General features: G+C 61.7%; 13 protein-coding genes. 3 read left to right on the top strand and 10 right to left on the bottom strand.

Going from position 1 to position 13,193, the window contains the following annotated elements; translation table 11 throughout:
* Window positions 1–89: 89 nt before the first annotated feature.
* Both M0639_RS24285 and M0639_RS24290 read left to right on the top strand, forming a co-directional pair.
* The gene (locus M0639_RS24285) at window positions 90–983 is read left to right on the top strand and encodes an oxygenase MpaB family protein (protein ID WP_064073479.1); all 894 of its coding nucleotides are present in this window, start codon (window positions 90–92) and stop codon (window positions 981–983) included.
* Window positions 984–1,007: 24 nt separating this feature from the next.
* Window positions 1,008–1,400 carry an RNA-binding S4 domain-containing protein gene (locus M0639_RS24290; protein ID WP_029256216.1) on the top strand — a complete coding sequence of 131 codons (393 nt, stop codon included), beginning with the start codon at window positions 1,008–1,010 and terminating at the stop codon, window positions 1,398–1,400.
* Between the two features lie 3 nt (window positions 1,401–1,403).
* On the opposite strand, the gene M0639_RS24295 is transcribed toward M0639_RS24290, so the two are convergent.
* Window positions 1,404–2,033: a GyrI-like domain-containing protein gene (locus tag M0639_RS24295; protein WP_064073480.1), complete on the bottom strand. Its 630-nt coding sequence runs from the start codon at window positions 2,031–2,033 to the stop codon at window positions 1,404–1,406.
* A 123-nt stretch (window positions 2,034–2,156) separates the two neighbouring features.
* Here M0639_RS24295 and M0639_RS24300 point away from each other — a divergent pair, with 123 nt between their 5' ends.
* A complete protein-coding gene (locus tag M0639_RS24300; protein WP_054781212.1) occupies window positions 2,157–3,341 on the top strand; it encodes a metallophosphoesterase in 1,185 nt (394 codons plus the stop codon).
* Between the two features lie 6 nt (window positions 3,342–3,347).
* On the opposite strand, the gene M0639_RS24305 is transcribed toward M0639_RS24300, so the two are convergent.
* The 9 genes from M0639_RS24305 to M0639_RS24345 form a co-directional block, all read right to left on the bottom strand.
* Window positions 3,348–4,034 (bottom strand): TetR/AcrR family transcriptional regulator, encoded by a 687-nt coding sequence (locus tag M0639_RS24305; protein WP_007731351.1) that lies wholly within the window; start codon window positions 4,032–4,034, stop codon window positions 3,348–3,350.
* 47 nt (window positions 4,035–4,081) lie between these two features.
* Window positions 4,082–4,909 (bottom strand): potassium channel family protein, encoded by an 828-nt coding sequence (locus tag M0639_RS24310; protein ID WP_007731350.1) that lies wholly within the window; start codon window positions 4,907–4,909, stop codon window positions 4,082–4,084.
* A 46-nt stretch (window positions 4,910–4,955) separates the two neighbouring features.
* A complete protein-coding gene (locus M0639_RS24315; RefSeq protein WP_007731349.1) occupies window positions 4,956–5,873 on the bottom strand; it encodes a diacylglycerol kinase in 918 nt (305 codons plus the stop codon).
* Window positions 5,870–7,450 (bottom strand): FAD-binding oxidoreductase, encoded by a 1,581-nt coding sequence (locus M0639_RS24320; RefSeq protein WP_064073488.1) that lies wholly within the window; start codon window positions 7,448–7,450, stop codon window positions 5,870–5,872. The genes M0639_RS24315 and M0639_RS24320 overlap by 4 nt, the downstream gene beginning before the upstream one ends.
* A gap of 92 nt (window positions 7,451–7,542) precedes the next feature.
* Window positions 7,543–8,082: a DinB family protein gene (locus M0639_RS24325; RefSeq protein WP_030535159.1), complete on the bottom strand. Its 540-nt coding sequence runs from the start codon at window positions 8,080–8,082 to the stop codon at window positions 7,543–7,545.
* A 154-nt stretch (window positions 8,083–8,236) separates the two neighbouring features.
* A complete protein-coding gene (htpG, locus tag M0639_RS24330) occupies window positions 8,237–10,165 on the bottom strand; it encodes a molecular chaperone HtpG (RefSeq protein ID WP_064073481.1) in 1,929 nt (642 codons plus the stop codon).
* Between the two features lie 130 nt (window positions 10,166–10,295).
* The gene (locus tag M0639_RS24335) at window positions 10,296–11,429 is read right to left on the bottom strand and encodes an acyl-CoA dehydrogenase family protein (protein ID WP_058037694.1); all 1,134 of its coding nucleotides are present in this window, start codon (window positions 11,427–11,429) and stop codon (window positions 10,296–10,298) included.
* A gap of 9 nt (window positions 11,430–11,438) precedes the next feature.
* Window positions 11,439–12,611, bottom strand: a complete 1,173-nt coding sequence (locus M0639_RS24340) for an acyl-CoA dehydrogenase family protein (protein WP_058037693.1) — start codon at window positions 12,609–12,611, stop codon at window positions 11,439–11,441.
* A gap of 28 nt (window positions 12,612–12,639) precedes the next feature.
* Entirely contained in the window at window positions 12,640–13,101 is a 462-nt protein-coding gene (locus tag M0639_RS24345; protein WP_003939959.1) for a MaoC family dehydratase, read from the bottom strand.
* Between the last annotated feature and the right edge of the window lie 92 nt (window positions 13,102–13,193).

Genomic DNA, 13,193 nt, shown 5'->3' on the forward strand with positions numbered 1-13,193 from the left:
CGAATCCATTGACAAATTCGCGCGGCGCAGCAAAAGTCATCATTTGACAACAACCGTTGTCACATGAGCGCAGGCGGAGGGTCAACCAGATGAGCAGCGATCCGGACACCGATACTCGTCGACCTAAGCCCCAGGCGCGACCAGAGTCCCGGGAACTACGAGCCGATCCGATCGGCCCCGGTTCCCTGACGTGGACACACTTCGGCGACGTTCGCGGTCTGCTGTATCTCGGACGCGCAGGCACGCTGCAGAACATGCATCCCGCGGTAAGTGGAGCGCTGCAGGATCATTCGAATTTTTTCGACAACCCGCTCGACCGCCTGTTCCGCTCACTGCCGCCCATCTACGGCGTCGTGTACGACCGGACCGAAGAGGGCACAGGCACGCTCGTTCGCAACTTCCACACCGATCTCAAAGGAATCGACGAAACCGGCGGGCGTTACCACGCCCTCGCTCCTGACACTTTCTGGTGGACACACGTCACGTTCTTCGAGGTGATACTCGATTTCAACGAGCGATTCGCGTACAAGAAGTTCACGGCGGGGCAGAAGGACCAGCTTGTCCGTGAGGCCGTAACCTGGTGGCGTTGTTACGGTCTCACCGATCGACCGGCTTTCGACGACTACGCCAGCTTCCGCACGTATTGGGAAGACATGCTCGACAACCACCTGATCAACACCCACACCACAAAATGGTCGACGCGCATCGCCGAGCACGACATCGCACCGGCTCCGAAGGTTCCGGCGTGGCTGTGGCGTCTTAGCTCTCGCCCCACGATGGCCGTGGCGAACTGGATCGGCAAGGCACTGATGCCGGAGAAGGCACGCAAGACCCTTGAATGGGAATGGACGCCGCGCGACGAACGGATGTACTTCTGGTTCGCCCGCTTCCTGACATTGACAGATCGGTTCTGGCATCTGCTGCCGCTACGACTGCGGTATGCGCCGCGCGCCTACTCGGGCATCCGCGCGCAGGGTCTGTGAGCACTCGTCGGTAGGCTGGAGTGCGTGCCAGCCCAACTCCCCTCCGACGCGATCAGTGTCCGCGTGGACAGCTGGACGTGGGCGGTTCGGCTGTTCAAGACACGCTCGCAGGCGGCGACGGCCTGCCGATCGGGACACGTTCGGGTCAATGGAACGTCGGCAAAGGCGGCTCAGCAGGTGAAAGCCGGCGACGAGGTGCGGGTGCGTGTATCCGGCATCGAACGCATCGTCGTCGTGGTCAAGCCGATCACGAAACGAGTCAGCGCCGTACTGGCCGCCGATTGCCTGCAGGATAATTCACCACCCCCACCGCCTCCCGAACTGATCGCGTCCATCCCGCGACGTGATCGCGGCGCCGGCAGACCGACCAAACGCGAGCGACGCGACCTCGAGAAGTTGCGCGGCCTCGAGCCGTAATCGCTACCTCGAAACAGGCTGACGCAGAACCGTCTTCAGTTTCTCGGGCGGCGTCCGGCGAGCGTCGCTGAGGTAGATCTCGTGATGATCGCCGTTGAAGCTCAGGCCGTTCGACGGGATGAACGTGTTGTGCAGCCGGTCCAGGGTGGGAGCTTCGTCGTCGTACGAGCCGACGTGAAGAATCTGGACGGACAGACCTTCCTCCAACTCGAGAAACCTGACCTTGTCGAGAGCGGTACTCTCCTTCTTGGCCCGCACTGCCTTGGCCCGGACTGCGTCAATCGACGCAGACAGTTCGGTCTCCGTGATCCACTCCGGTTGCGAGATCATCATCGTCCAATCCCACGACGACTTGTCCCGCGTCACGAACACCTCGGGGTCATCTGCCCGCCACAACCCTTCCAGCGGGCCCACGACGAAGTCGCGATCCAGTTCCTTCTTGCTCGCGAATTTGGTCGCGTAGGACACCGAATACAGCGCTTCGAGCGCCTCGGAGTACTCGGTGGCAGTGTTGGGATCACCGTGACCGTCGACGGCGAAGTAGCCGAAGCGTGGGACGGTCACGAGGGCAAAATCGCTGCGCCCGGGGGAATAGAGATCCTTGTGTGCCTTCTTGACGTCGTACTTCTCCATGCGCCACCCACCTGATCACTGGCCGAGTTTCAACGTTCGGAAACCTATCCGAGAACACCGACATTCCGATAGCGGACCACCGTCCCCTTGTTAATAGACCAGTGGACCTTTACTCTGGACGGGGTGACTACACCCCAGGCGACCGACGTCGCTCGAGTTCCGCGCCGCAGACCGTTGCGGATCGTTGCCATATCCGCGATTGTCGCGTCGATCTTGGCTCTGTTGTTCGTGTACCCGTGGTGGAGCTTGTTCGTCCGGCCGGACTGGCCGACAGCGGTGGCAGTTTTCGGCACCGTTCTATTTGCCGCCCTCCTGATCACCCTGCCTGCCACCATGATGCTCAGCCACGGACACACTGACCGCGATCCAGTTCGCCTGGTCGGCGACGCCCTCCTCGGAATCATCTGGGTCGTGTTCGTGTGGACCCTGCTCGGTGAAGTCCTGAGGCTCGGATTGCTCGTCGGCGGCGTGGATGACCCGCTTCGATCGAGAATCGTCGCCGTTGCGGCACTGATCACCTCGGCCGTTCTGCTGATCTGGGGCTATCGGGAAGCCATGAGACTGCCACGGATCAAGCACGTCGACGTCACCATCCCTCGCCTCGGAGCGGGAATGGACAAGCTTCGGGTAGTCGCAATTACCGACACCCATTTCGGCCCGATCAATCGCGAGAAGTGGTCCGAGCGCGTGATCGCGGCAGTCAACGAACTCGACGCCGACATCGTGGCCCACGTCGGTGACATTGCCGACGGAACAGTGGAGCAGCGCCTCGGCCAAGCCACCCCACTCGCGTCGGTGGAAGCCAGACTCGCTCGTGTCTACGTCACCGGGAATCACGAGTACTTCCACGAGGCTCAGGAGTGGCTCGACTACATGACCTCGATCGGCTGGGATGCCCTGCACAACCGGCACCTCGTCGTCACCAAGGGCGGCGACAACCTGGTCATCGCCGGAGTCGACGACGCCACCGCTCTGGGATCGAAGCTCGACGGTCACGGCGCGAACTTCGATATGGCCCTTGCCGGCACCGACCCCGATTTGCCGATCCTGATGCTCGCCCATCAACCGAAGCAGGTAACTCAGTCCGCTTCCGCGGGAGTGGATCTGCAGCTCGCCGGTCATACCCACGGCGGACAGATCTGGCCCTTCAACTTTCTGGTCAAACTCGATCAACCTTCGGTGCACGGGCTCACCCGTCACGGCGACCGCACGCAGTTGTACACAAGCCGCGGAACCGGGTTCTGGGGTCCACCATTCCGCGTGTTCGCACCGAGCGAGATCACCGTCCTGACGCTGCACAGCGCCTGAACGGGCTCAGCTCGTTCGGGTTGCCGCTCGCGCCGACAGCCCGACGAGCTGATTGATCAGACCTTCACGTAGGCCGGTTGCGAACATGTCGGCAGCAGGGGGCGCCTGCATCTCGTTCAGTACGACGACCATGGATTCGGCAGGCTCGGCAGTCGGCCACAAGCCTGCAACAATCACCAGGGTTACCTTGGCGAATTGAGCCGCGTCGCCCTCCGAGAGGTGAGGCAATTGCGAATGAATCAGCGACGCAAACCTTCCCGAGTTGACCGTTGCCCGCTTCTTGAAGTCACGGGCGAAGTCGACGGAGATGTTTCTTTCGAGGACACCGGCCATGACGCTCATCAACTCACACAGTAAACGCTGTGCGACAAGCGATTCCGCAACCGTCGATGCCACATGGATTTCAGTGGCGAACGGCGAGTCGTCACCGGTCGGGGTCAACGACTCGGACAACCCGTCCAACCACGCAACCCAGTTCTCGTCGAGCACTTCGAGAAAGATGGCTTCGCGACTGTCGAAGTAGCGAAGCACGTTCGACTTCGCCAGTCCGACGCTCTCACTGAGCTCACGCAGGCTGATATCGGCGACGGGCCTGGACCCGAGCATCGCGCGGGCCGCATCGAGAATCGCGCACCGACGCGCTTCGATCTGCTCCGGCCTGCGCGCGCGCTGGAATCCATGGGTCGCCACCATCACGCAAGATTATCAGACCATCGTTCTATTGTTTGCTGTACTGCGGGTCAATTGTCCGAAGGTGCATGCTGCGCCACGACTCCCCTCGACGCCAGTTCGCGACGCAGCGAATCGGTATCAACGGACGCGAGATCGACTCGGTGCGTGCGGGTGGCCAAGGCTCGGACTTCCTCGGACAGGTCCGCCACCTGCTTACGCGTCGCGGCCTGGGATGCCTCGTCCTGTTCCGCCACGCGCTCGACCAACCAGGAAGCGAGTGTGGCAGTCACGATGCCCAGCAACGCAATTCCGCCGATCATCAATGCTCCGGCGATCATGCGCCCGGTCGTGGTAACGGGCGCCATGTCTCCGTAACCGACGGTCGTGACCGTCTCCATCGCCCACCACAATGCCGTTCCGTACGACGTGATGGCAGCGCCCTGCGCGTGACGCTCGGCATCGAGCATGGCCAGCGCCGCGACACCGATCAGCAAGGCCGTGGCACCAGTGGCGTAAATAACCACCCGTCCACGCAAGCTTTGCCCGCTCGAGCGGTGAACTATCGCAAGCAGTGTGACCAACCGAAGTAGGCGCAGCGGACGCAGCATGGGCAACACCACCATCGCCAAGTCCAAGAGATGCCTGACGAACCAGCGACCGCGGGCAGGTGCCAACCACAGGCGAACTGCGTAGTCGACGGCAAAAACGACCCACGCAGCCCACATCGTCCATTCGGTCAGACGATGTGGAAGGCCCGTCGGTTGCGCCAGCACTTGGTACGCGTACGCCACCAAGAAAAGGCAGGCCGCAGCGGTCAACGGGATGTCGGTGGCTAGCTGCCATTTCTCCGACGTCCACGCAGTGCGGCGGTGCGCCGACTTCGTCGATTCGTTCATCCGAGAAGTCTGACACCACCGCTACCTAGTGCCCGGCAGAACCGACTCAGATCCGAGTGTGCGTCAAGATGTTGAGCGCCGTGGGAACTGCCTCGATCGTGATGGGCAACGGTCCCACCCGATCACCGTCCGCGTAAGCGATGATGCCCTCGGAGACCAACCGGACCTTCTTGGATCGGTACGTCTGCACCGCGTCGAGCGAGACGTGAGTTCCCTTGTACACCCGCGGAAACAGGCGCACCAGACGCAACCTCGAACCGTGCCCGACGACGGTCAGATCCAGCAACCCGTCCGACTTCGACGCTCCTGGCGTGATGAGCATGCCGCCACCGTACGAGCGCCCGTTGCCAACAGCGACCAGCGTCGCGTCCACCGTGATGACCTCGTCGTCGAGTTCGATCCGGTACGGCAACGGCTTCATCTTCGCCAACTCGGCGAGCATCGCCAGGTTGTAGCGCATCGGCCCCTTGGGCCACGACATCCGATTGGCCCGTTCACTGACCAGCGAATCGAATCCGCTCGCGATGATCGTTCCCGACCAGACGACGGAACCGTCGGCCAGCGTGATCTTCGCCAGGTCGGACTGCTGCACGACGCCGTCGGCGATCACATCGGCGGCTGCCTCGGGATCGCCTGTGGGAATGCCGAACTCACGGGCGTGATCGTTACCGGTGCCCGCCGGGATGAGCCCGATAGGAGTATCGGTCAACGCGGCAGCCTGCAATCCGATGCTGATGGCACCGTCACCGCCGACCACCACCAGCGCGTCGGTACCCTCCTCGATCGCACGACGGGCCAATTTCTTGGCGTCGTCGGCGTCGGTTCCGATGATCTCGGTGACGGCAACTCCCCGAGCGCGCAGTCGCGCAACACCTTTGCGTCCTGCCGCAGGCGCGTGACCATGTCCCGCCATCGGATTGATCAGGACGGTAACCTTCTCGATCTGACTGCGGGTTTCGGTCACGGAATCAGCTTTCCAGGATTGAGGATGCCGGCAGGGTCCACTGCATTCTTCACTGCGCGAAGGATGTTCGCGCCCAATTCACCGATCTCGTCCTTCATCCATGGGCGGTGATCGGCGCCGACAGCGTGGTGATGGGTGATCGTGCCACCGGCGGCGATGATCGCATCGCCAGCGGCAGTTTTCGCCTTGTGCCACTGAGCGATCGGATCCTCGGTCTGCGCGCTGACGACGGTGAAGTACAGCGAAGCACCGGTCTTGTAGGTGTGCGAAATGTGGCACATCACGAGCGGCTGAGTCCCCTGCTCGATGAGAGCCTTGGTCAGCGCCTCGGTGACCGAGGAGCGCAGGTTCGCGAGGTTACCCCAGGTGGTTGCCGTCTCGAGGGTTTCGCACAGTGCGCCGACGTCGAGCAGAGCGTCACGCAGATACGGCGCATCGAATCGCCCGTGTTCCCAGCTGTTTCCGGGCTCCTCACCGAGCGACGTGCCGCCGTGAGCGGTGAGAATTGCGCGGGCCTCCGCCATCCGTTCAGCGGTGTGCGAAGCGGTGCCCTCGTAGGTGGTGATGCCGAGGCAACCACCGGTGAAGGCGTTCTCGCCGATCTTGTCGGTGGTCGCCAGATTCACGCCACTCTCGGCCTCGTCGGACAACCGCAGCACGGTCGGAGCCGATCCTTCCTGGACAAGCTCACGCAATGCAGCTGCGCCGGTGGCGAAGTCGGGGAAGCTCCACCCTTCGCGCACGGTGGTCTCGGGCAGACGGTGAACCCGCACACGCACGTGCGTGATGACGCCGAAGGTGCCCTCGGAGCCGACAAAGAGCTCACCCAGATCGGGGCCTGCAGCGGATGCCGGCGCACGCCCGGTCTCGATCACTCCACTCGGGGTGACAACGGTGAGGCCCTGAACCATGTCCTCGAAGCGCCCGTATCCAGCCGACGCCTGCCCCGAAGACCGGGTGGCGGCAAACCCGCCCAGAGTGGCGAACAGGAAGCTCTGCGGGAAGTGCCCGACCGAGAAACCGTGCTCACGCAGAAGCTCCTCGGCCCGTGGGCCGGTAGTTCCGCCGCCGAACGTCGCAATGCCCGATTCCTCGTCCAACCCGACAAGCTGATCGAACCTGCGCAGATCGAGAGAAAGAACTGCGTCGAACCCGTCACGAATGGGATCGAGCCCGCCGACGACGCTGGTGCCACCACCGAACGGGACCACTGCGATCCGGTTGGCAGAGCAGTATCGGAGAACCTGCTCGACCTCTGCGTCTGTCCCTGGAGTGACGACTGCGTCCGGTGCGTCCTGCGGCTCGACGCTACGACGGCGCAGCAGATCCGGGGTGCTCTTGCCACCGGCCCGAAGGATTCGATCCGAATCCTTGGTACTGACGTACTCGGCCCCGACCAGCCCAGCCAACGCTTCGACATGCGACTGGGCCATAGCGGACGGAGCCACCTGGACGTCTTCGATGGCGAGACGCGATCGAGTCGGTGCGGAGACACCGAGAAATCCGGTCAACAATGATGTGACTGCGTTCGACAGTTCACGCTTCTTGGCCGGATCGCCCCAGGCGTCCCACTGCATCGGCGGTTGCAAGGCAGACTTTTCGGTGCTCATAGACACTAGTGTTACATATTTGTGTGATGTGTAAACATCCCGGTGGATCAATCCATCCATCAACCCATCGTCTTGGAACCGTCGATGGCTTCGCGAAGCATGTCCGCGTGGCCCGCATGCTGGGCCGTCTCGGCGATGATGTGCAGCAATGCGCGCCGCGCTGACCAGCGAGCTCCCGCTTCGAACCACGGCGCCGACGGCAGTGGATGCGAGATGTCGAGGCTGTCCAGCGAGGCCACCAACTCGTCGGTCCTGGCCGCGATCCCCTCGTACTCGGAAACGATGCCTGCCAAGGTTTCACCCTCGACCATGGCGAATTCGTTCGCCCGTTCCTGTTGCATCTCTTCCGACCACTGGGTCGGGTCGAAGTCCCCACCAAGTCCGGCCGGCCCTTCCAGAATGAAGTCGACCCATCCCTTTTCCGCCTGACCCACATGCTTGATCAATCCGCCGAGGCACAGTTCACTCACGGTCGGCCTCGAAGCGGCCTGCTCGTCGGTGAGGTCCTTGACGGTGAAGAGAAGGAATTCACGATGCCGACGCAGGCTCTGGAGGAGATCCGCGCGCTCGCCGGTGACGGTGGTGATCGGTGCGTTCATGATGTTTTCCTTCGCTCGTGGGTTCGTGCCCTGTGAGAACTACGTTAGAAGTTATTGCGGACAGAAACGGTCCTCATTAGAAAACGATCAAGAAAAAACTCCCGGCACCCACCGATGAAGGTGAGTGCCGGGAGTTCGAGCGAGCTAGACGCGATCAGACTGTGCGAGCCAAACGATCGGCCAGCAGGCGCGTGAAGTGCGCCGGATCGCTCAGTTCACCGCCCTCGGCAAGCAACGCCATGCCGTAGAGCAACTGAGCCGTCTCCGTCAGGTTCTCTGCATTGTCATTGGCGGCCTGCGCCTCCCGCAGACCCGAGACAAGCGGATGCTCCGGGTTGAGCTCGAGAATGCGCTTGCTGTGTGGAACAGGCTGACCCGAAGCCTTGTACATCTTCTCGAGCGTCGGAGACATGCTGAACGCGTCGCCGACGATGCAGGCAGCCGACGTGGTCAGGCGCGTCGAGAGACGCGTTTCCTTGATGTCGTCGGACAGGGTTTCGGACAGCCACGTCAGCAGCGCGCCGAATTCCTTTTCCTTCTCTTCGCGCTCGGCTTCGGCCGCCTTCTTCTCGTCCTCGGTGTCCAGGTCGACCTCGCCCTTGGCGATCGACTGGAAGGTCTTGCCGTCGAAGTCCGAGACAGCGTCGACCCACATCTCGTCCACGGGGTCGGTAAGTACCAGAACCTCGAGGCCCTTGGCCTTGAAAGCCTCCATGTGCGGGGAGCTTTCGATGAGGTGACGAGATTCGCCGGTCATGAAGTAGATCTGTTCCTGACCGTCCTTCATGCGCTCCACGTACTCGGCGAGAGTGGTCACGCCCTCTTCGCTGTTGGTCGAGGCGAAGGACGAGATGTCGAGCAGCGTCTTGCGGTTGTCGGCATCGGCCATCAGGCCTTCCTTGAGCGCGCGTCCGAACTCGGTCCAGAAAGTCGAGTACTTCTCCGGCTCGTTCGCCTTCATGTCCTTGATGGTCGAGAGGACCTTCTTGGTCAGACGACGACGGATGGCAGCGATCTGCCGGTCCTGCTGCAGAATTTCACGAGAGACGTTGAGCGAGAGGTCTTGTGCGTCGACCACGCCCTTGACGAAGCGCAGGTAATCGGGCACCAACTCTTCGCAGTCGTCCATGATGAAGACGCGCTTGACGTAGAGGTGGATCCCGGCCTTGCGCTCACGCATGAACAGATCGAACGGCGCCGTCGACGGAATGAACAGCAGCGCTTGGTATTCGAAAGTACCTTCGGCCTTCATCGGGATGACCTCGAGAGGCTCGTCCCAGGCGTGGCTGACGTGCTTGTAGAACTCCTTGTACTCGTCCTCGGACACCTCGTCCTTGGCGCGAGTCCACAGCGCCTTCATCGAGTTGATCGTCTCGGTCTCGATGGTGACCTCGGGCTCCTCGCCCTCGGCCGGCGTCGACGTACGAGCGACATCCATGCGGATGGGCCACGCGATGAAGTCGGAGTACTTCTTGACCAGTTCCTTGATCTTCCATTCCGACGTGTAGTCGTGCAGGCCGTTCTCGGAATCCTCGGGCATCAGGTGCAAGGTCACGGAGCTACCCTGCGGCGCCTCGTTCACATGCTCGAGCGTGTACGTGCCTTCGCCGGTCGACTCCCAGCGCGTCGCGTGATCTTCACCGGCACGGCGGGTCAGCAGCGTGACCTTGTCCGCGACCATGAACGTGGAGTAGAAACCGATGCCGAACTGACCGATCAGTTCTTCCGATGCCGCTGCATCCTTGGCTTCCTTGAGCTTACGACGTACCTCGGCGGTGCCGGACTTGGCGAGCGTGCCGATCAGGTCGACGACCTCGTCACGCGACATGCCGATGCCGTTGTCGCGGATCGTGAGGGTGCGCGCCGCTTTGTCGATGTCGATCTCGATGTGCAGATCGGAGACGTCGACGTTGAGGTCTTTGTCCTGGTACGACTCGAGGCGGAGCTTGTCCAGCGCGTCCGAAGCGTTGGAGATCAACTCACGAAGGAAGCTGTCCTTGTTCGTATAGATTGAATGAACCATCAGATCCAGCAGCTGACGTGTTTCTGCTTGGAACTCGAGCTGCTCGGTATGCGCGGTCACTTCGATCCCTTTCTCTTCTCGGACTGATCACAGGAATTTTACTTGACCGCGAATACCGCGGGTCGGCCCCCGCACAGACAAGGGAGGCCACGCGACCTGCGCGTGACCTCCCGTTATCGTCACCACCGATCTACTCGGTGACGTTCACCATCGAATAGTTCGAGACGCCGGCGGCCAGCACCCTGAGGTGATCGTCCGATGCGCCCAAAGTGTGTTCGATGGCCACCAGCCGTGAGACGTAGTGCCCGACCGGATACTCGGCTGTCATACCGATACCACCGTGCATCTGAATTGCTTCCTGACCGATCTGATGCGCGGCGCGACCGACAGACAGCTTCGCTCGCGACGCGATGGTCGGATCGATCACTCCGTCGGCGATGGCCATGGTGGCGTACAGACTCATGCTGCTCGCCAGTTCGAGCGCCACGTACATGTCGGCCGCACGATGAGTCAGCGTCTGGAACTTCGCGAGTGGAACACCGAACTGCTTGCGCTGCTTCAGGTATTCCGTCGTCAGTCGCAGAGCCTCGGTCATGATTCCGATCGCCTCGGCGCACAGAGCTGCCTGCGCCCGAACCTCTGCTTCGACGATCGCCTCCGTGACATCGCCGCCCTCACCAAGTTGTTCGGCCGCGGCATCGGTGAACGTGAACTGCGCACCGCGACGGCCGTCGTGAGTTGCGTATTTGCTCCATGAGACACCCGCGCTTTCCGCATCTACCAGAAAGAGCCCGGTGCCCCCGTCTGGAAGTGCGGCGCTGACGATCACGACGTGCGCGCTGTCGCCCTGCAGGACCGGGTTCTTGACGCCGGTGATAGTCCACCCCGATCCCGACTGCGACGCCGTGGTCGTGACGGTGGCGACCGGCCAGCGCGTGCCGGGTTCCGTATGCGCGAAGGCCGACAGAGTGGTCCCGTCGCTGAGCGCCGGCAGGAGCCGCGCCCGCTGATCTGCCGAACCGACAGCCGCGATCAAACCGCCGGGGATCAGAACACCACCCAAGTACGGCTCGGGTGCAAGCGCACGGCCCAGTTCGGTCATCACGACCATGGTCTCGACCGGTCCAGCGCCCATTCCGCCGTCAGCCTCCGCGAACGGCAGGCCGAGCAGCCCGAGCTCCGCGAACTGCTTCCACACCGCGGCATTCCATCCCTCGTCAGTAGCCGAGGTGGCGTTGCGCTTCTCCGCGTCGTAGCTGCGGTTGAGCAATTCACGCGTCGTGTCGCGAAGCATCGTCTGCTCGTCGTCGAGTTCGAAATTCATGTCAGATGCTCACAATCCGAGGATCGAGGAGGCAATGATGGAGCGCTGCACCTCACTTGATCCGCTGTAGATGGAAACCTTCCGGTAGTTCAGGTAGCGCGGCGCCGCCTGCTGCGCCCACTCCGGCGAGTCGATCTCGGCCGTGTTCACCGGCAACGAGTCCGGACCCGCAACATCCATCAGCAATTCCGTTGCCGCCTGCTGCAATTCGGAGCCACGGAGCTTGAGCAGCGACGATGCCGGATTCGGCTTTCCGTCTGCCGAACTCGCCACAACTCGCAGTTGAGTCAGATCCAGTGCAAGCAGTTCGTTTTCCAACTCAGCCAACCGAGCCGCGAACAACGGATCCTCGAGGAGTGTGCCTTTTCCGACGTGGACCTCCCGCGCCTTCTCTTTTGCCGTGGCGACAAGGGTTTTGGAGAACCCAACCCGTGTGACCCCCGTGCGTTCGTTGCCGAGCAGGAACTTGGCGTAGTCCCAGCCCTTGTTCTCCTCGCCGACAAGATTCTCCGCAGGTACGCGGACGTTGTCGAAGAACACCTCGTTGACCTCGACGCTGCCGTCGATCAGTTTGATGGGGCGAACCGTGATGCCGGGAGTTGCCAGATCGATGAGCAAGAACGAAATTCCGGCCTGCCGCTTCTGGGCACTGGCATCTGTGCGAACCAGACAGAAGATCCACTCGGCGTGCTGAGCGAGAGTAGTCCACGTCTTCTGACCGTTGACGATGTAATCCGCGCCGTCACGGACAGCGGCCGTCTTGAGTGAAGCGAGATCCGAACCGGCTTCTGGTTCCGAAAAACCCTGGCACCACCAGATATCGGCGTTGGCCGTAGCGGGGAGAAATTTCTCCTTCTGCTCCTGCGAACCGAAGGCAGCGATAACGGGCCCAACCATGCTCACGTTGAACGGCAACGGGTTGGGTACCGACGCCAACTGCATTTCCTCGGAATAGATGTGGCGCTGAACCGGAGTCCAGTCCTTGCCACCCCATTCGACCGGCCAGTGTGGAACCGCCAACCCGTGTGCGTTCAGAATCTGTTGACCCGCAACGATGTCCTCACGAGTCAGCTTTCCGAATCCGGCTGCACGTGCTCGAAGTTCGGGCGAGAATTCGGTGGTGAAGAACTTTCGCATCTCCTCGCGGAACGCAACTTCCTCACCGGTCAATTCGAGATTCATATGGAGTCTGCTTTCTTCTGGCAGGGTTTCAGAACAAGATTCGTGCGACGGTCTGCGCAACAACGGCGGGCTTGTCCACGCCTTCGATCTCGACGGTGTTGGTGATCTGACTCTGTAGTGAACCGTTCGGCAATTCTTCGATTGCGGAGAGCACTGCGGTATTTCGAACCTTGGCCCCGACTGGCACCGGACTCGGGAATCGAACCTTGTCGGACCCGTAGTTGACGACCATTTTCGCGCCGTCGATGCGATACACGGACTTCGACAGAAGCGGCAGGAGCGAGAGAGTCAGATACCCGTGGGCAATCGGACCACCGAAAGGTGATTCACGCTTTGCCCTTTCGTCGTCGACGTGAATCCACTGATGGTCACCGGTCGCGTCGGCAAATTGATGGACCATCTCGCGGGTGACCTCGACCCACTCGCTCGAGCCCAGCGTTTCACCGACCGCCCCCAGGAGATCGGACTTGTTCTCGAACACCCGTGTCATCTGATCCTCCACGTTCCCGAACACTGTTAGGTTAATTGGATAATAAACTCACAGTGTAAGGTTGTCCAGTACTTTCAGACGAAAGGGTTCTG

Source organism: Rhodococcus qingshengii JCM 15477, from assembly GCF_023221595.1.
Lineage (GTDB): Bacteria > Actinomycetota > Actinomycetes > Mycobacteriales > Mycobacteriaceae > Rhodococcus_F > Rhodococcus_F qingshengii.

What these genes read in the sequence shown, in the direction of transcription:
- M0639_RS24285 (WP_064073479.1), top strand. Translation starts at nt 90, where the DNA reads ATGAGCAGCGATCCGGACACCGATACTCGTCGACCTAAGCCCCAGGCG.
- M0639_RS24295 (WP_064073480.1), bottom strand. Translation starts at nt 2,033, where the DNA reads ATGGAGAAGTACGACGTCAAGAAGGCACACAAGGATCTCTATTCCCCC.
- M0639_RS24305 (WP_007731351.1), bottom strand. Translation starts at nt 4,034, where the DNA reads ATGGTGGCGACCCATGGATTCCAGCGCGCGCGCAGGCCGGAGCAGATC.
- M0639_RS24310 (WP_007731350.1), bottom strand. Translation starts at nt 4,909, where the DNA reads ATGAACGAATCGACGAAGTCGGCGCACCGCCGCACTGCGTGGACGTCG.
- M0639_RS24320 (WP_064073488.1), bottom strand. Translation starts at nt 7,450, where the DNA reads ATGCAGTGGGACGCCTGGGGCGATCCGGCCAAGAAGCGTGAACTGTCG.
- M0639_RS24325 (WP_030535159.1), bottom strand. Translation starts at nt 8,082, where the DNA reads ATGAACGCACCGATCACCACCGTCACCGGCGAGCGCGCGGATCTCCTC.
- M0639_RS24335 (WP_058037694.1), bottom strand. Translation starts at nt 11,429, where the DNA reads ATGAATTTCGAACTCGACGACGAGCAGACGATGCTTCGCGACACGACG.
- M0639_RS24340 (WP_058037693.1), bottom strand. Translation starts at nt 12,611, where the DNA reads ATGAATCTCGAATTGACCGGTGAGGAAGTTGCGTTCCGCGAGGAGATG.
- M0639_RS24345 (WP_003939959.1), bottom strand. Translation starts at nt 13,101, where the DNA reads ATGACACGGGTGTTCGAGAACAAGTCCGATCTCCTGGGGGCGGTCGGT.